Origin of the sequence: Gymnodinialimonas ulvae, assembly GCF_037543845.1 — a bacterium.
Lineage (GTDB): Bacteria > Pseudomonadota > Alphaproteobacteria > Rhodobacterales > Rhodobacteraceae > Gymnodinialimonas > Gymnodinialimonas ulvae.
Genome location: NZ_JBBIFX010000001.1, coordinates 1,080,819 through 1,097,130, shown reverse-complemented (window position 1 = coordinate 1,097,130; position 16,312 = coordinate 1,080,819). Strand labels below are relative to the sequence as shown.

Sequence of the window (16,312 nt, the reverse complement as noted above, 5' to 3'; positions counted from 1 at the left end):
GGCATGGCCAATTTGAAATTGACGGATGTCGAAAAGACCTATGGCGGCACCGTTCAGGTGCTGCGCGACATCAACCTGGACATCGAACAGGGCGAATTGATCGTCTTCGTCGGGCCTTCGGGCTGTGGCAAGTCCACGCTTCTGCGGATGATCGCGGGGCTCGAAAAGATCACCGGCGGCGCGCTCGAGATCGACGGCGACGTGGTCAATGATGTTCCCCCGTCCGAGCGTGGCATTGCCATGGTGTTCCAATCCTACGCGCTCTATCCGCACATGACGGTGCGCGATAACATGGCGTTTGCGCTGAAAATCGCGGGCGACAGCGCCGATGAGATCAATCGCAAGGTCAACGCCGCCGCCGAAAAGCTGCAGCTGGAAAACTTCCTCGACCGTCTGCCCAAAGCGCTCTCCGGCGGGCAGCGGCAGCGCGTCGCGATTGGCCGCTCGATCGTGCGTGACCCGAAGGTCTACCTCTTTGACGAACCGCTCTCCAACCTCGACGCGTCCCTGCGTGTCGCCACCCGCATTCAGATCGCGCAGCTCAAGGAAGAGATGCCCGACAGCACCATGATCTACGTCACCCACGACCAGGTCGAGGCCATGACGCTGGCCTCGCGCATCGTCGTTCTGGCAGGCGGCGGCGTGGCGCAGGTCGGCTCACCGCTGACGCTCTATGAAAAGCCCAATTCCACCTTCGTGGCCAAGTTCATCGGCTCACCCGCGATGAACCTGATGAAAGGCAAGATCGTCGGTACCGGCGCCGTCACGACGCTCGAAATGGAGCAGGGCGGCGGTACGATCACCTCCCATTATCCCTCCAACGAGGCCGACATGGGGGCCGTGGTCGAGGTCGGCATCCGCCCCGAGGATATGGTCGAGGCCGACGGCTCGGACTTCGCCTATCACGGCACGGTCGAGATCACCGAAGCCCTCGGCGAGGTCACATTGCTCTACTTCAAGCGCGCCGACCCGAACGATGATCCGGTCATCGGCAAGCTTGCGGGCATCCACAAGAACCTGCGCGGCAACGACGTCAAACTCACCGCAGCACCGGAAAAGGTGCATGTGTTCAAGGACGGGATCAGTCTGAACTACCGCGACGAGGCCGTGTTCCTTCCGGGCGTCCAACCGCACTGAGGCGCGGCTGACTCACGCGTCGGATGTCGACAAAGACCACGCCGTCGCCGATCGCGGCGGGCCTATGCCGCGTCCTGAAGCGCCTTGTTTCGGAACAGGGCGCGGCCCCAGCTCAATTTGACGTCGAGCATCTCAAATCCGTGCTCGAACAGGAAATTGGCCTGGTCCGTGAAAGTCTGCTCTTTCGCCGCGCCGCGCTCATTGCCGCCGTCAATTGCGACGTAATCTATGATCTTCAAGGCACGTTCCGCGCCTTGCAGGATCTCGGGCTCAAATCCTTCCGCTTCCAGCTTGAACAACCGAATGGCGCGCAACTCCTGCTCTTCGACGAAATCATCCAGCCTGAGCGTTGAAAGCGTCACTTTCGCATCATATCGGGACGGCTCGATAAAACTGGAATCCGCATCCTTTTCGTTCACATAGAACGTCAGCGTTTCCGCCTTGTTTCCAAGCCCATAGTTCATATTGGTGCAATCCGGCGCATTCTGCGCAATCGACTTGAACTCACCGTCTCCCGGCTCGAATGGAATGTAGTTCTCCGGCGCAATGCGGCCCCGCAATGTCAGCCAGAGATCGGCATAATTCGCACCGCAATCCACCACGACATCATCGGGGCGCATTTCGACATGCTCGAGGCAATAGGAATTCCACAATTGTTTCGCGCGATGGGTCAGGCCGTATTTGTAAATACTGGCCCCACGTCTGAAATTATGGAAGTACTGCCGCCGATCCCCGTCTTCGGCGAAGAACAGATCAACCGCGTCCTCGTATCCGAACCGGACATCGCGCCCCTTGAGCGCGGATTTGGCATTTGCCACTTTCAGGGCGCGGTGCGCGGTATGGATCTTTTGCATCTTTGTCACCGAAACGCCTGCGATATCCGGTCCATCGCTCCAGAACGCATAGCGCCCGAGGCCGTCCCGACGCGCGGACCGTACCGCCCGGACCTGACCGCCACAAGGGGACGGATCGCGCCTCAATCGCCCAATCCCCCCTGCGCTGCCCGCGTCTCACGCCAGCGGGATCCAGATCTCCACCTCTCCGCGCCCCGTCACGGCATCAAACCTGTCGTCGTAGCGCTCGAACTCCGGGGCCGGCGCCGGTGTCAGCCCCGCATCCGGCAGCGCCTTGTTCCATATCGAATAAATCGTCTTCGGCAGGTCCCCAACCGTCCCGCGATGGGTGAACACCGCGTAACGCCCGCCCGGAATGTCGAGCGTCTGCATGCCGTCGGGCACGTTCGGACCCTCCATCCCGGCCATGTAATGGAAATCGCCGGTCTCGCCAGTATCGTAGCTTACCCCATAGGTCACCCCGGGCGGCCCGATCTCAAGGTAGCGCTGCGCAAAGCTCTGCCACAGGCCCGGCACCGCGCTGATGTCAAAGCCGCGCACCTGCGTGCCAAGCCCCACCACGCGAAACGCCCCGTGCTCCCGGATCTCGGGCGCGGCCACGTCTACGATCATTGATTTGTCCATTTCCAAAGGCTCCATAAGGGTTAATCCATCCAAATTCCCGGCCTTTTTGACATCCGAGGGTCGCACCCTCAGATACGCCACGAAGGCGCGGGTGAATGCCGCGTGAGATCCATAGCCCGCATTCAGCGCAACGCCGAGCAGGTCGGCCTCGCCGCCCGCGATCACACGCGCCGCAGCACTCAACCGTCGGGCCCGGACGTAGGATTTGATCGACAATCCGGTCGCCTGCCGAAACGCCCGGCACATGTGGTGCACGTTCACACCGCACCGATCCGCCAAAGTCTCAAGCGACAGCGTTTCGTCCAAATGCGCTTCGATTTGCCAGATCAATCGGTTCGTCAGGGCCATGGATCTCTCCGTTGCATCGCCTCCCTTTTGCCAGCCCGCCGCAGCGCGCGCTTGATCGCATGTGACATTCCGCACGACAGTGCCGCCGCAATTCGCTATGCTCTCGCCTGAACCATAGGAAACACCCCCCGTGTCCGTCACCCAGATCGTCTATTCCTCCACCCCGTTCGGCTACGACGAAAACCTGCTTTCGGGCCTGCTGCTGGATGCCCGCCGCTGCAATCGGCGCGATGGGGTGACCGGTGCGCTGGTCTGTCGGCGCGATGTCTATCTGCAATATCTCGAAGGCGAAGACGGTGCCGTGCGCAACACGCTCGACCGGATCAAAAAGGACGACCGCCACGTCGATGTGATGTTGCGCCTCGATGCCCCGGCACCCAGCCGCATGTTCGGCGATTGGGCGATGTTGCACGACCCCGCTCTCTCCGTCGCCTGGACCGAGGATCAAGTCACCTCCGGCGCGCTCGAACAGGCCGGGCCCGACCATTTCCGCGCCGTCTTCAAGGCCATCGCACAGCGCACAAGTTAGGCCGCCGCGCCGCTGGGGCAGGGCGCCCTGTGCCAGATTGCCACTGGTACCGTTAGCGCTAACATGCTATGCTGACCCAAACACAACCCCGTCAGCCACAAGAGCCTGCATATGCCCCTCGACGCCCGCATCGCCGCTGTCACCGACCGCATCATCGAACGTTCCCGTCCGACGCGCGAGCCCTATCTCGACCGCATGCGCCAACTGGCCGAGGATGGTCCGCGCCGCGCGCATCTCACCTGCGGCAACCAGGCCCACGCCTACGCCGCCATGGGCGCCGACAAGGACGCGCTGGTCGATGCCCGCGCGCCCAACATCGGCATCGTCACCGCCTACAACGACATGCTCTCCGCACATCAACCGTTCAAGGATTACCCCGACCTCATCAAGGACGCCGCCCGCAAATCCGGCGCCACCGCGCAGGTCGCAGGCGGCGTGCCGGCCATGTGCGACGGCGTCACCCAAGGGCAGGTCGGCATGGAACTGTCGCTCTTCTCCCGCGACGTCATCGCGCTCGCCGCCGGTGTCGCCCTCTCGCACAACACCTTCGACGCCGCGCTCTATCTCGGTGTGTGCGACAAGATCGTGCCGGGCCTCGTTATCGCGGCCGCCACCTTCGGATACCTGCCCGGCCTCTTTGTGCCCGCCGGGCCTATGGTCTCCGGCCTGCCCAACGACGAAAAAGCCCGCGTGCGCCAACAATTCGCCGCCGGTGAAGTGGGCCGGGACGAGCTGATGAAGGCCGAAATGGCCTCCTACCACGGCCCCGGCACCTGCACCTTCTACGGCACCGCCAATTCCAACCAGATGTTGATGGAGTTCATGGGCCTGCACATGCCCGGCGCCTCCTTCGTGAACCCCGGCACGCCCTTGCGCGAGGCGTTGACAGTGGCCGCCACCGAACGCGCCGCGCAGATCACCGGTCTGGGCAACGAATTCACCCCCGTCGCCGACATCCTCGACGAAAAGGCCTTCGTGAACGGCCTTGTGGGCCTGATGGCAACGGGCGGGTCCACCAACCTCGTCATCCACCTCATCGCCATGGCCCGCGCGGCGGGCGTGATCCTCGAATGCCGCGATTTCAACGACATATCCGATGCCACGCCCCTGATGGCGCGGGTCTACCCCAACGGCCTGGCCGATGTGAACCACTTCCACGCCGCGGGCGGTCTGCAATACATGATCGGCCAATTGCTCGACGCGGGCCTGATGCATGGGGACGTGAAAACCGCCGCCGGCGATGGCCTCGACCTCTACCGGCAGGAACCGGTGCTCAAGGATGGCGCCGTCGCCTGGCGCGATGGCCCGACCGAGAGCCTCAACGAAAAGATCCTGCGCGCGCCCGCCGATCCGTTTCAGGCCAGCGGCGGGCTCAAGGAGCTCTCCGGCAATCTCGGCCTCGGCGTCATGAAGGTCTCCGCCGTCGATCCCGAGCGCCACGTCATCGAAGCGCCCGCCGCGATCTTCCACTCCCAGGCCGACGTCAAGACCGCCTTCCAGAAAGGCGATTTGAACCGTGACGTCATCGTCGTCGTCCGGTTCCAGGGGCCCAAGGCCAACGGCATGCCCGAGCTGCACAACCTCACTCCGATCCTGTCGGTGCTGCAGGGCAGGGGCCACAAGGTCGCGCTCGTCACCGATGGCCGCATGTCCGGCGCGTCGGGCAAGGTCCCCGCCGCGATCCACGTGGCCCCCGAAGCACTCGACGGCGGCCTCATCGGCAAACTCGCCGACGGCGATCTGGTCCGTGTCGATGCCAGGGCAGGCACGCTCAACGTGCTCACCGATGGCGTCGCCGACCGCCCCGCGGCGCAACCCGACCTGTCGGCCAATGCCCATGGGGTAGGGCGCGAAATGTTCGAGATCTTCCGCCAGACCGCAGGGCCCGCCACCGCCGGGGCAGGCGTCGTGGTCTGATCCATCCCCCTGCGCGGAGCCATCCCCGGCGCGCCGCGCCCTTCGACTTGCGCCCCCGTCTTCCTTGTTTCAAAAATACTCCCGCCGGAGGCTCCAACCCTTCCATCCCGCGCGCCCCTCGGCCCAAAGGGCGCAAACCGCGCCGCCCGCACCCAGATTTTTCTCAAAAATCTGAGCCCGGCGACCGCGCAAGCGGGCGCAAACCCAAAAAAGAAAGACCCAACCGCCATGATGCCCCAAGCCCAATCCAACGAAGCCCGCCGTATCGCAGGCCTCGCCCCGATCATCCCCGTTCTCGTCGTGGAGGATGCGGCCAAGGCGGCCCCGCTGGCAGAGGCCCTGATCAAGGGGGGCTTGCCCGCGCTCGAAGTCACCCTGCGCACCGAGGCGGCACTCGACGTGATCCGCGAAATGGCCTCCGTGGACGGCGGCATGGTCGGCGCGGGCACGCTGTTGACCCCGTGGTGTGTCGAACAAGCCAAGGCCGCAGGCGCCACATTCGGCGTCTCGCCGGGTGCCACCCCGAAGCTGATCGAGGCCTGCATTTCCAACGAATTGCCGCTTCTGCCAGGGGCCGCCACCGCCACCGAGGTCATGGCGCTCTACGAGCAAGGCTATGATATGCTGAAGTTTTTCCCCGCCGATGCCAATGGTGGCGCGGCCGCACTCAAGGCCATCGGCGCGCCCATCCCGCAGGTCGCCTTCTGCCCCACCGGCGGCGTCTCGCCCGCCAATGCGAAAGATTACCTCGCCCTGCCCAACGTGCTCTGCGCGGGCGGCTCGTGGGTCGCGCCCAAGGCGGCGGTCGACAAGGGCGATTGGGCGGAAATCACCCGATTGGCATCGGACGCGGCAAAGCTCCGCTGATAGCTTCCGTCGCGTTTCGGCAGCTTTTGGCCGCCCGCACTCCGCGCACGCCTTCGTGAGGTGCATTCGAAACCCGAGTTCTTATGTGTCGTCTTGGAACCAGCGCAGCGCGGCTGCGTTGGTCGTCCGGAGATACGATTGGACCCGCACGAACGGGTCCATCGCATACGACACGGAAACGATACGGAACAAAGGATCCGAAGAAATGAAATATGCAGTTCTCGCAGGCACGCTCGCACTCGCCCCCTTCGCGGCCACCGCAGGCGGCTTCACCGAGCCGGCGGCCCCCGCTCCGGCCCCCATCGCCCCCGCAGCCCCGATCGGCTATGACTGGTCCGGCTTCTACGGCGGTGCACAGATTGAATATGGCGATGTCGAAGGCGAAGGCCCGCTCGCCGGCGAAGGCACCGGCGCGCTCTACGGCGTGTTCGGCGGCTACCGCTACGACCTGGGCGATTTCGTCATCGGCGCCGAGATCGACCTCAACGCCGCTGACATCGATCTCGACGACACGCTCGACGGCTCTCTCGACGCGGTCTACCGCATCGGTGTGGAAGGCGGCTTCGATGCTGGCCCCGCGTTGATCTACGGCACCGCTGGCTACGCCTATGCGGAGGCCGACACCTCCGCTGGTGAGCTGGAAGGCGACGGCTATTTCTTCGGCGCAGGCATCGACTACCTCGTCACCGACACCGTCACCATCGGTGCGGAAGTGCTGCAGCACGAGTTTGACGATTTCGATGGCACCGACGTTGACGTCTCCGCCACCACCTTCGGCATCAACGCGGCCTTCCGCTTCTGATCCGACGACACATTGACTGGACAGGCCCGTGCATCACGCGCGGGCCTTTTCCATTTGCCGCACCGCATAGCCGAACAGCCGATCCAACGCCTCGCCGAACTGGTCATCCGGCAGCGTCAGCGCCACCCGGATATGCCCCGCCGCCGCCGCGCCAAAGCTTTCGCCCGGCATGATCGCCACGCGCTCTTCGGCCAGCAACCCCGCGCCAAAGGCCTGTCCGCTCATCCCCGTGGCCCGCACGTCCAGCATCACATACATCGCCCCCGCCGGTGGGATCACCCGCAGCGCCTGCTGCCGCTCCAACCGCGCCAGCACCATGTCGCGCCGCCGCCGGAACGGCTCTGCCACCGCCCGCTCTGCCGCCGCGCCCCGCCGAAGCGCAAACAACCCCGCCTCCTGAATATAGCCCGGCACGCCATAGGTCGTGTGCGTCGCAAGATTCACCAGATGCGCAATCACCGCCTCCGGCCCCGCGATCCAACCCAAACGCGAGCCCGTCATCGCATGGCTCTTCGACAACGACCCAACCGTCAATGTGCGCGCGAACATGCCCTCGACCCCCGCAAAGGGCCGATGCCACCCGTCCCACACCTGACTGTCGTAAACCTCGTCCGAAATCACCCACAGGTCATGGGCCTTTGCGACCTGCGCGATGCCCTCCAACGTGGCCTCCCCATAAACCGCACCCGTCGGATTGTTCGGCGAATTGATCAACAGGCTACGTGCACCACTCCGCGCCGCCGCCGCCGCCAAATCCTCGGCGCGCGGCTGAAACCCGTCCTCGGGCCGCGCGGCCACCGGAACAGGCACCGCACCGACACCCCGGATCGTGCCGGGGTAGGTGGCATAATAGGGGTCGATCAAAAGCGCCGCGTCACCCTCACCGCAGGCCGCATGATGCGCCGCAAAAAGACCCGACTGGCCGCCCGGCGTGATCAATACATTCTCCGCCCCATGCGCCACACCGCTGGCCGCGCTCAGCCGCTCCGCCACCGCCGCGCGCAACGGCGCGATCCCCGGCACCGACGCATAGCCCGTGTGCCCGGCCCGGGCCGCGCGCGCCATCTCGTCCAGGATCGCAGGATCCGTTCCGACATCATGCTCCCCGATGGTCAGCTCCAGGATCGGCTCACCCGCAGCCTTGCGCGCCCGCGCCTCGTAAAACAGGCCCCACCCGTCATCTCCACCCGGCGTCAGGCCGGTGATCCGCTGCGATAAATCTGGCATGGCGACCCGCTCTCCTGCGCTCAAACGCTGACCTCTGTCGCAAAAGGACACGCTCGGAATTCCGGCGCAACCCCCCATCTTTGTTCCCTGAAAATGCAAAATTCACGCGTCAGGCGGCCCATGCCGACAGCCCACGCAAAGGCCAGTACACCGCAACAGGTACCCTTCCGGTTTCCGTAAAATGGCGGTGCCAGAGCCCGCCGGTCAATGCACCGCGTTGCCATCCTTTAGAACCAACCGATAGCTCTTGTTGATCCGACCGCGCAGTTCATCGAGCGGCGTGTCCCACGGAAATGACACCCAACCCTCTCCGCGCAAATACGGAGGAGATTTCGCGCGTCCCTGTCCGACCATTTGCTGCGCGGCGATCTTACCGGCAAGTCGCACGGACACACCGTCGCCGCCCACCGCGTAGGCCGCAAACATATGCCCCCGTACCGTCCAAACCACCGTGTCTTCGCCAAATGGCGTCGTGCGTTCCGTGTCGAGCAGGGCACCGCAGTATCGATCTACGAAGAGTTCCCGCATGGGTGTAAAATACATCTGACAGTAAATTTTGCATCTGAAATGATCTGCGACTTGTTTGCACACCGTGTGCCGTGGTATCCCGGCCACATGATCGCCCATGCACCATGTACCGGGTCCTGCATTATCCGCTAAGTCCAGCGGGCCGGTCAGTCGTGGTTTTCAACACATTCCCAAGCTGCTAGGCCGATCCCGTGCCTCGAAACTTGCTTGTCGAAAGCCCACCCTCCGAAAGCCTCAGCCATGGCCGATATCCGCCTCAAGAACTCCAAAACCCGCCGCGTCGAGCCGTTGGAGCCGACCGTCACGCCCGGCAAGGTGTCGATGTATCTGTGCGGGCCGACCGTGTACGACCGCGCCCATATCGGCAATGCGCGCTCGGCGGTGGTGTTTGACCAACTCTACCGCCTTCTGTGCAACGAATACGGGGCCGACAACGTCACTTTCGTGCGCAATTTCACCGACGTGGATGACAAGATCAACGCGCGCGCCGTCGAGACCGGTCGCCCCATCGCCGACATTACCGCCGAGACCGCGCAATGGTATCTTGATGACATGGCCGCTTTGGGTGTGCTGGAGCCCAATCACATGCCCCGCGCCACCGCCTATATCGGCGAGATGGTCACGCTCATCGAAGACCTGATCGCCCGCGACATGGCCTATGCCCGCGACGGCCACGTCCTGTTTCGCGTCCGCGCCTACGAGGCGTATGGCAAGCTTTCGGGCCGCTCCGTCGACGACATGATCGCAGGCGCCCGCGTCGAGGTCGCGCCCTACAAAGAGGACCCGATGGATTTCGTGTTGTGGAAACCCTCCGCGGACGACATCCCCGGTTGGCCGTCACCGTGGGGCAGGGGCCGTCCCGGCTGGCACATCGAATGCTCCGCCATGAGCCACGCGATCTTGGGCGAAGAATTCGACATTCACGGCGGCGGCGCGGATTTGCTCTTTCCGCACCACGAAAACGAGGTTGCCCAATCCTGCGCCGCCGGCCACGCCTTCGCGCGCATCTGGATGCACAACGAGATGCTGCAGGTCGAGGGCAAGAAGATGTCCAAGAGCCTGGGCAATTTCTTCACGGTGCGGGATCTGCTCGATCAGGGTGTCCCGGGCGAGGTGATCCGCTTCGTGATGCTGTCCACGCATTATTCCAAGCCGATGGATTGGACGGAGAAGAAGGTGGCGGAGGCAGAGAAGACGCTCCGGAAGTGGTATGCGCAAGCCTCGCGTGCGTTGGACAACGATACAGCGTATGTCGGTGTCGAAAACGCTTTGGCCGACGATTTGAATACACCTCAGGCGATTGCCGAAATCCACCAGCTTTCGCATGCCCATGATGTCCCAAAGCTTCGCGCATCGCTGCGGATTTTTGGGTTTCTGGATAACGGGATACCATCATGGGCCGAACCAGATGGAACAGACATGTCAGAGTTTACACGTCGGCTGTCCAATCTGCGGAACCGCGCAATGCATGACAAGGATTTCTCCAAAGTCGATGCCCTAAAACAAACTCTGCTCGAGGCCGGTGTCGAAGTCCGCATGTCGAAAGCGGGTGTTGAGCTGCTGCCCGGCCCCAACTTCGACCGCACCAAGCTGGAGGACCTCTGATGCATAGCGAAACAGAGGTTCGCGCCCGGCACGCAGGGTGGGCGCTTGCGCCCGGTCGCCTTCGTTGCGCCATTGGTCCGAGCGACGACGGCGACGGGGGGCGGGTCGGGCGCAAACCGGGCCGCAAGCGACCCGGTCGGCCAAGCGATGGTCGGAGCCGAACGGCGGGCCGAAACCCCGCTCTCCCGGTTAAAATCACGTTAACAAAAACGGAAATGTCTATCTTTTCCAATGGCTTGCTTTCGGTTGCAACCTTGCAACCCTGCAAAGGCGCCCGCCCATGACCGACCGCCTCTACCTCTACGACACCACGCTCCGCGACGGCCAGCAGACGCAGGGCGTGCAATTCTCGACCCCCGAAAAGATCCGCATCGCCCAGGCCCTCGATGCCCTCGGGCTCGACTATATCGAAGGCGGTTGGCCCGGCGCGAACCCCACCGACAGCGCGTTTTTCGACGCCGCCCCGGCGACCCGCGCCAAGATGACCGCCTTCGGCATGACCAAACGCGTGGGCCGCTCGGCGGAAAACGACGACGTCCTCGCCGCCGTCCTGAACGCGGGCACCGGCACCGTCTGCCTCGTCGGCAAATCCCACGATTTCCACGTCACCGACGCCCTCGGTATCACCCTCGATGAAAACGTCGACAACATCGCCGCCTCCATCGCCCATCTCGTGGCGCAGGGCCGCGAGGCGCTCTTCGATGCCGAGCATTTCTTCGACGGCTACAAGGCCAACCCCGACTACGCGATCCGCTGCGTGCACGCCGCCCATGACGCGGGCGCGCGCTGGGTCGTGCTCTGCGACACCAATGGCGGCACCCTCCCGCACGAAATCCACGCCATCACCACCGCCGTCATCGCGTCCGGAATCCCAGGCACGCATCTCGGCATCCACACCCATAACGACACGGAAACCGCCGTCGCCGGATCGCTGGCCGCCGTCGATGCGGGCGCGCGGCAGATCCAGGGCACGCTCAACGGGCTTGGCGAGCGCTGCGGCAATGCCAACCTGACCACGCTGATCCCGACGCTTCTCGTAAAAGAACCCTACGCCAGCACCTTCGCCACCGGCATTCCAGGAGAAGAGCTCGAAAACCTGACCCGCACCTCGCGCATGCTCGACGACATTCTCAACCGCGTGCCCTTCCGGCAGGCCCCCTATGTCGGCGCGTCGGCCTTCGCGCACAAGGCGGGCCTGCACGCCAGCGCCATCGTCAAGAACCCCGCCACCTACGAGCATATCGACCCGGGCCTTGTCGGCAACGAGCGCATCATCCCGATGTCCAATCAGGCCGGGCAATCGAACCTGCGCAAACGGCTGACCGAGGCCGGGCTCGATGTCGCCCGCGACAACCCCGCGCTGCCCGCCATTCTCGATGAGATCAAGGCGCGCGAGGATCAGGGCTACAGCTTCGACACCGCGCAGGCCTCTTTCGAATTGCTCGCCCGACGCGCCCTTGGCCTCCTGCCCAACTTCTTCGAGGTCAAACGCTACAAGGTGACCGTCGAGCGCCGCAAAAACAAACGCGATCAGATGGTAAGCCTCTCCGAGGCCGTCGTCGTCGTCAAAATCGGCAACGACAAGAAACTCTCCGTCTCCGAGTCGATGGACGAAACCGGCTCCGACCGCGGCCCCGTCAACGCATTGTCGAAGGCGCTCGCCAAGGACCTCGGACCGTACCAGAAGTACATCGACGACATCCGTCTCGTCGACTTCAAGGTCCGCATCACCCAGGGCGGCACCGAAGCCGTCACCCGCGTCATCATCGACAGCGAAGACAGCACCGGACGCCGCTGGTCCACCGTCGGTGTCTCGGCCAACATTGTGGACGCCAGCTTTGAGGCGTTGCTCGATGCGGTGACCTGGAAGCTGATCCACGAAGGCGCCGCGCCATGATCCGCGCGCTGGCGGTGGCCACTCTCGCCCTCTCACCCGCGATCGCCATCGCGCAAACCCCCGACGCGCGCGCGCTGATCTGCCTGTCGGTGGCCGCGCCCGATCAATCGACCGAGGTGGCGATTTTTGGCGCCGATGCCACCGCGCTTGTCGTCACGGTGCCGCCTCCGGCCGCCGCAGATGCCTTGCAATCGCGCCTCGTCACCCTGCCGCCCACCGCGTTTCCCGCCATGGCCGCGACCCTGCGCACGGGGCTGGCCGATCTGCCCCCGCCGCCCGCGCCCGACGCCTGCGCCGGCGACATCCTTGGCCCGGTGAGCCTTGCGCTGGCCACGCCGGGGCAGGCCACGCAACGCTATGACGCGCCCTACCTGACGCAGGAGGTCGCGGCGCTCAAGGATGCGTTGATCGACGCCACCGGCGATCCCCCCGGCGACGCCCCCCGTGCATGGACAAGCCCGCCGTTGCCAGTCATGCATGACATTTGTAGGACCCTGCCATGAGCGATTTCGACCCCGAAAGCTTCTTCACGATCCACGCCGATCTGCCCCGCGAAGGCCCCGGCGAAACCGCCGATGTCGCCTGGGCCGCGCAGGTGGCCGAGGTCACGTCCCGCGCGCAGGTACTTGACGCGGCCTGCGGGCCCGGCGGCGATATCGGCGCGTTGTTGCGGGTCGCCTCGCGCGGCCACGTCACCGCCATCGACCTGCATGCGGGCTTCATCGAGGCGGCTGAGGCGCGCTGGGGCAAGGACGCGCGCGTCACGCTCCTGACCGGCGATTACCTCTCGCCCGAGGGTCCGTTCGACTTCATCTGGTGCGCAGGCGCGGTCTATTTCGTCGGCATCGAGGCCGCCCTGACCGGTTGGCGCGACGCGCTGGCCGACGGTGGCGCGATCGCCTTTTCCGAGCCCTGCCTGTTCACCGACACGCCCTCCAAGGGTGCCATCGCCATGTGGGAGGGCTACGCGCGCCTGACCAATGCCGAGGGCATCGCGGCGCAGATCGACAAGGCTGGATATGACCAAATCGCCACCCGCGTGATCTCCGACATCGCCTGGGAAAGCTATTACCGCCCGATGGAGGACCGCATCGCCAAGCTGCGCCGCGGTGCCGACGCGCCGATGATCGCCGCCCTCGACGAAGCCGCCGCCGAGATCGAGGCCTGGCGCAAACACAAAGACGAAACCGGCTATCTGCTGTCGGTGGTCAAGCCCCGGACATGAGTGTTCAGGCCTGCGCCGATCTGGTCGCGCGCGGCGATCCGCGCCGGTTCCGCGCCGCGATGGCCGCCCCCTTGGCCGCGCGTGAGATCCTGCTGCCGCTCTACGCCTTCAACATCGAGGTCAGCCGCGCCCCCTGGCTCACCGAAGAGCCGATGATCGCCGAGATGCGCCTGCAATGGTGGCGCGACGCGCTCGAAGAAGTGGCGCTTGGCAAGGGCAGGCGGCATGAGGTCGTCGATGCGCTCGGGTTTCTTGATGCCGACGGCGCGGCGCGGCTCGACCAACTCGTCGCCGCGCGGCGCTGGGACATCTATAAGGACGCGTTCGAGGATGCGGCGCATTTTGATGAATATCTCGACCGCACCGGATCGGCCCTGATCGAGGCTGGCTGCCGCGCCCTTGGCGGCAGGCCGGACGCAACTACCAAGGCCATCGGGCGCGCCAATGCGCTCGCCCGCTATCTGTGCGCCGTGCCCGAGCTGGAGGTGCGGGGCCGTATGCCGCTCGTCGATGGCCGCCCCGCCGCCATCGCGACGCTCGCGCGCAATGCATTGGCCGATCTGCCGCGCCGCCTGCCGTCGGGTCCCGCCGCGCCTGTCCTGTTCGAGGCCGCCGGTGCGCGCTCCATCCTGATCCGCGCCGCGCGCGACCCGATGGCCGTCGCCGAGGGCCGTCTCGAAGGCAGCCCATTGGCCGAGCGATGGGCCCTGATCCGTGCCGCGACGCTCCGCCGTCTCTAGCCGCACAACCTGGTCCGCCGGACGCAATCCCGGTCCGCCGAACGCGGTCTCAGACCATGCGGGGCGCGGGTTTCATGGCCAGATAGATCAACGCGGCGCCCGCAAGAACCAGGAACGGCGCCATCGCCATCTGCACGCTGGTCCAGCCCGCGACCACGTCCGTGCCACCCGAATGCATCAACACGCCCGAGCTCAGCGACGCAATCGTCACGCAGCCAAACACCACGAAATCGTTCATCCCCTGCACTGTTCCGCGCTCTTCTGGGCTGTGCGATTGGGTCAGCATCGCGGTCGCCCCGATGAAGCCGAAATTCCAACCCACGCCCAACAGGATCAGCGCGGAGAAGAACTGAAACAGCTCCACACCGGTCATCGCCACAACTCCCGCGGCGCCCAGTAAAACAAGGCCAATCGCGACGATTTTCGTGGCGCCGAACCGGGCGATCAGGTGGCCTGTGAAAAACGACGGTGCGAACATCGCGATCACATGGGCCGAGACCACATCGGCCGCATTTCCCGTCGTAAAGCCGCAGCCCACGACCGCCAGCGGCGTCGAGGTCATCATCAGGTTCATCAACGAATAGGTCACCGCGCCGCAGATCATCGCCACCACGATTTTCGGGTCGCGCAGCAATTCCGCCCGGCTCCGCCCCCGCGGCGCATCCGCCGCCAGCGGCGCCGCCTTGGGCAGGTCGAGAAACGCGAACAAAAGCGCGCCCGCGGCATTCAGCACAATCACCGCCGCATAGGTCCCCAGAAACGGGATCACCGTCGCCTCAGACGTCGCCTTAACCAATTGCGGCCCCACCAAAGCAGACAAAAGACCGCCCGCCATGACGTAGGAAATCGCCTTGGGCTTGTAGTCATCCGAGGCCGCATCGGTCGCGGCAAATCGGTAAAAACCCTGCGCGCTCATATAGATACCGGTAAAGTACGAGCCAAGCAGGAAGATTGGAAAACTGTCGATCCAAAGCCCATAAGCCGAAACGGCAGCCCCAAGTCCACCGCCCGCCGCCCCGATGTAGAACCCCGTCGTCCGTCCGTAGTGCTGCATCAGGGCCGACAGCCATGGCGCCGTTGTCATCGACCCGAACACGATCAAAGAGATCGGGATCGTCGCCAGCGCAGGCGACGGCGCGATCATCAACCCCGCAAGGCCACCGACTACGAAAATCATCGGCATCTGCGCGCCGAGAAAGGCTTGCGCCAGCACCAACACCACCACATTGCGACGTGCGCGGGTGTCGTCATGAAGCGGGGCGGTATCTGTAGTGTCGGCCATGGCCGAAGCGGTATAGGGTTTGGTCAGTGCGGTCCATAGACCGCTTGTCACAGCTTCGTGGCGCGGGCCGGAGGATCCGTTTTGCAATCGACACGCGAGACACGCGCATTCTGCCCCAGCCGCATCGACACTGACGCTGATGTCGCCGCTGGTCGGGCCATCCTGCTGCAGCTAGAGCCGAAATTCTCTATTATTCCGGCGCCATTACCCTTGCGTCTTCGTCCGGACGGCTTCGGCGCGCTTCTGCAGGCCATCGTCGGTCAACAGGTCTCCACCGCCTCCGCCGCTGCGATCTGGGCGCGTCTGGAACAGGCCCGCCTCTGCGAGGAGGAGGCCGTGCGGGCGGCCTCCGAGGAGGCATTGCGCGCCTGCGGATTGTCGCGACCCAAGGTCCGCTATGCCCGCGCGCTCGCCAGCGCCCGGATCGACTACGCCGCCCTGCGCACGGCCCAAACCGATGACGTCATCACGACCCTGACCGCGGTGCCCGGCATCGGGCGCTGGACGGCGGAGATCTACGCCAAATTCGCTCTCGGGCACCGGGACGTCTTCGCCGCCGGTGATCTCGCCCTTCAGGAAGGCGCGAAGCTTCTCTTCGACCTCGCTGAGCGTCCCACCGAACGCGACATGCGCGCCATGGCCGAAGCCTGGCAGCCCGTCCGGGCCATTGCCGCGCGTGCGCTCTGGGCCTACTACCGCACGCAGACCAAACGCGAAGGGGCGATCTGAG

Annotated in this window: 16 protein-coding genes; 11 read left to right on the top strand and 5 right to left on the bottom strand. The window is 64.7% G+C overall.

The window, feature by feature from the left end; genetic code table 11:
• Window positions 1-3 precede the first annotated feature (3 nt).
• Window positions 4-1,137, top strand: a complete 1,134-nt coding sequence (locus V8J83_RS05165) for an ABC transporter ATP-binding protein (RefSeq protein WP_339984139.1) — start codon at window positions 4-6, stop codon at window positions 1,135-1,137.
• 62 nt (window positions 1,138-1,199) lie between these two features.
• On the opposite strand, the gene V8J83_RS05160 is transcribed toward V8J83_RS05165, so the two are convergent.
• Window positions 1,200-1,991: an FkbM family methyltransferase gene (locus V8J83_RS05160; RefSeq protein ID WP_339984137.1), complete on the bottom strand. Its 792-nt coding sequence runs from the start codon at window positions 1,989-1,991 to the stop codon at window positions 1,200-1,202.
• Between the two features lie 156 nt (window positions 1,992-2,147).
• Entirely contained in the window at window positions 2,148-2,963 is an 816-nt protein-coding gene (locus V8J83_RS05155) for an AraC family transcriptional regulator (RefSeq protein ID WP_339984136.1), read from the bottom strand.
• Between the two features lie 130 nt (window positions 2,964-3,093).
• Between V8J83_RS05155 and V8J83_RS05150 the strand changes: the two genes are divergently transcribed.
• The 4 genes from V8J83_RS05150 (at window position 3,094) to V8J83_RS05135 (ending at window position 7,078) form a co-directional block, all read left to right on the top strand.
• On the top strand, window positions 3,094-3,492 hold the full coding sequence (locus tag V8J83_RS05150; protein ID WP_339984134.1) for a BLUF domain-containing protein: 399 nt from the start codon (window positions 3,094-3,096) through the stop codon (window positions 3,490-3,492).
• A 111-nt stretch (window positions 3,493-3,603) separates the two neighbouring features.
• Window positions 3,604-5,409 (top strand): phosphogluconate dehydratase, encoded by a 1,806-nt coding sequence (gene edd, locus V8J83_RS05145; RefSeq protein WP_339984132.1) that lies wholly within the window; start codon window positions 3,604-3,606, stop codon window positions 5,407-5,409.
• 228 nt (window positions 5,410-5,637) lie between these two features.
• Window positions 5,638-6,276 (top strand): bifunctional 4-hydroxy-2-oxoglutarate aldolase/2-dehydro-3-deoxy-phosphogluconate aldolase, encoded by a 639-nt coding sequence (gene eda, locus V8J83_RS05140; protein WP_339984130.1) that lies wholly within the window; start codon window positions 5,638-5,640, stop codon window positions 6,274-6,276.
• A gap of 205 nt (window positions 6,277-6,481) precedes the next feature.
• On the top strand, window positions 6,482-7,078 hold the full coding sequence (locus V8J83_RS05135; protein WP_339984129.1) for an outer membrane protein: 597 nt from the start codon (window positions 6,482-6,484) through the stop codon (window positions 7,076-7,078).
• Between the two features lie 33 nt (window positions 7,079-7,111).
• Here V8J83_RS05135 and V8J83_RS05130 read toward each other — a convergent pair whose 3' ends face one another.
• A complete protein-coding gene (locus V8J83_RS05130; protein ID WP_339984128.1) occupies window positions 7,112-8,305 on the bottom strand; it encodes a pyridoxal phosphate-dependent aminotransferase in 1,194 nt (397 codons plus the stop codon).
• 204 nt (window positions 8,306-8,509) lie between these two features.
• Window positions 8,510-8,848 carry an MmcQ/YjbR family DNA-binding protein gene (locus V8J83_RS05125; RefSeq protein ID WP_339984126.1) on the bottom strand — a complete coding sequence of 113 codons (339 nt, stop codon included), beginning with the start codon at window positions 8,846-8,848 and terminating at the stop codon, window positions 8,510-8,512.
• Between the two features lie 225 nt (window positions 8,849-9,073).
• Between V8J83_RS05125 and cysS the strand changes: the two genes are divergently transcribed.
• The 5 genes from cysS (at window position 9,074) to V8J83_RS05100 (ending at window position 14,300) form a co-directional block, all read left to right on the top strand.
• Complete coding sequence (gene cysS / locus V8J83_RS05120) at window positions 9,074-10,438, top strand: cysteine--tRNA ligase (protein WP_339984124.1); 1,365 nt, start codon at window positions 9,074-9,076, stop codon at window positions 10,436-10,438.
• Window positions 10,439-10,718: 280 nt separating this feature from the next.
• Window positions 10,719-12,335, top strand: coding sequence for a citramalate synthase (gene cimA, locus V8J83_RS05115; RefSeq protein WP_339984122.1), 1,617 nt, complete (start codon window positions 10,719-10,721; stop codon window positions 12,333-12,335).
• Window positions 12,332-12,838, top strand: coding sequence for a hypothetical protein (locus tag V8J83_RS05110; protein WP_339984120.1), 507 nt, complete (start codon window positions 12,332-12,334; stop codon window positions 12,836-12,838). The genes cimA and V8J83_RS05110 overlap by 4 nt, the downstream gene beginning before the upstream one ends.
• A complete protein-coding gene (locus V8J83_RS05105) occupies window positions 12,835-13,560 on the top strand; it encodes a class I SAM-dependent methyltransferase (protein WP_339984118.1) in 726 nt (241 codons plus the stop codon). The genes V8J83_RS05110 and V8J83_RS05105 overlap by 4 nt, the downstream gene beginning before the upstream one ends.
• Window positions 13,557-14,300, top strand: a complete 744-nt coding sequence (locus V8J83_RS05100) for a squalene/phytoene synthase family protein (RefSeq protein ID WP_339984116.1) — start codon at window positions 13,557-13,559, stop codon at window positions 14,298-14,300. The genes V8J83_RS05105 and V8J83_RS05100 overlap by 4 nt, the downstream gene beginning before the upstream one ends.
• Window positions 14,301-14,349: 49 nt before the next feature.
• Here V8J83_RS05100 and V8J83_RS05095 read toward each other — a convergent pair whose 3' ends face one another.
• Window positions 14,350-15,582, bottom strand: coding sequence for an MFS transporter (locus V8J83_RS05095; protein WP_339985998.1), 1,233 nt, complete (start codon window positions 15,580-15,582; stop codon window positions 14,350-14,352).
• Window positions 15,583-15,705: 123 nt separating this feature from the next.
• Between V8J83_RS05095 and V8J83_RS05090 the strand changes: the two genes are divergently transcribed.
• Complete coding sequence (locus tag V8J83_RS05090; protein WP_339985996.1) at window positions 15,706-16,311, top strand: DNA-3-methyladenine glycosylase family protein; 606 nt, start codon at window positions 15,706-15,708, stop codon at window positions 16,309-16,311.
• Window position 16,312 lies beyond the last annotated feature (1 nt).

Excerpts from the sequence above, each read along its gene's own strand:
- V8J83_RS05165 (WP_339984139.1), top strand. The coding sequence starts at position 4 with ATGGCCAATTTGAAATTGACGGATGTCGAAAAGACCTATGGCGGCACC.
- V8J83_RS05160 (WP_339984137.1), bottom strand. The coding sequence starts at position 1,991 with ATGCAAAAGATCCATACCGCGCACCGCGCCCTGAAAGTGGCAAATGCC.
- V8J83_RS05155 (WP_339984136.1), bottom strand. The coding sequence starts at position 2,963 with ATGGCCCTGACGAACCGATTGATCTGGCAAATCGAAGCGCATTTGGAC.
- edd (WP_339984132.1), top strand. The coding sequence starts at position 3,604 with ATGCCCCTCGACGCCCGCATCGCCGCTGTCACCGACCGCATCATCGAA.
- eda (WP_339984130.1), top strand. The coding sequence starts at position 5,638 with ATGATGCCCCAAGCCCAATCCAACGAAGCCCGCCGTATCGCAGGCCTC.
- V8J83_RS05135 (WP_339984129.1), top strand. The coding sequence starts at position 6,482 with ATGAAATATGCAGTTCTCGCAGGCACGCTCGCACTCGCCCCCTTCGCG.
- V8J83_RS05130 (WP_339984128.1), bottom strand. The coding sequence starts at position 8,305 with ATGCCAGATTTATCGCAGCGGATCACCGGCCTGACGCCGGGTGGAGAT.
- V8J83_RS05125 (WP_339984126.1), bottom strand. The coding sequence starts at position 8,848 with ATGTATTTTACACCCATGCGGGAACTCTTCGTAGATCGATACTGCGGT.
- cysS (WP_339984124.1), top strand. The coding sequence starts at position 9,074 with ATGGCCGATATCCGCCTCAAGAACTCCAAAACCCGCCGCGTCGAGCCG.
- cimA (WP_339984122.1), top strand. The coding sequence starts at position 10,719 with ATGACCGACCGCCTCTACCTCTACGACACCACGCTCCGCGACGGCCAG.
- V8J83_RS05110 (WP_339984120.1), top strand. The coding sequence starts at position 12,332 with ATGATCCGCGCGCTGGCGGTGGCCACTCTCGCCCTCTCACCCGCGATC.
- V8J83_RS05105 (WP_339984118.1), top strand. The coding sequence starts at position 12,835 with ATGAGCGATTTCGACCCCGAAAGCTTCTTCACGATCCACGCCGATCTG.
- V8J83_RS05100 (WP_339984116.1), top strand. The coding sequence starts at position 13,557 with ATGAGTGTTCAGGCCTGCGCCGATCTGGTCGCGCGCGGCGATCCGCGC.
- V8J83_RS05095 (WP_339985998.1), bottom strand. The coding sequence starts at position 15,582 with ATGGCCGACACTACAGATACCGCCCCGCTTCATGACGACACCCGCGCA.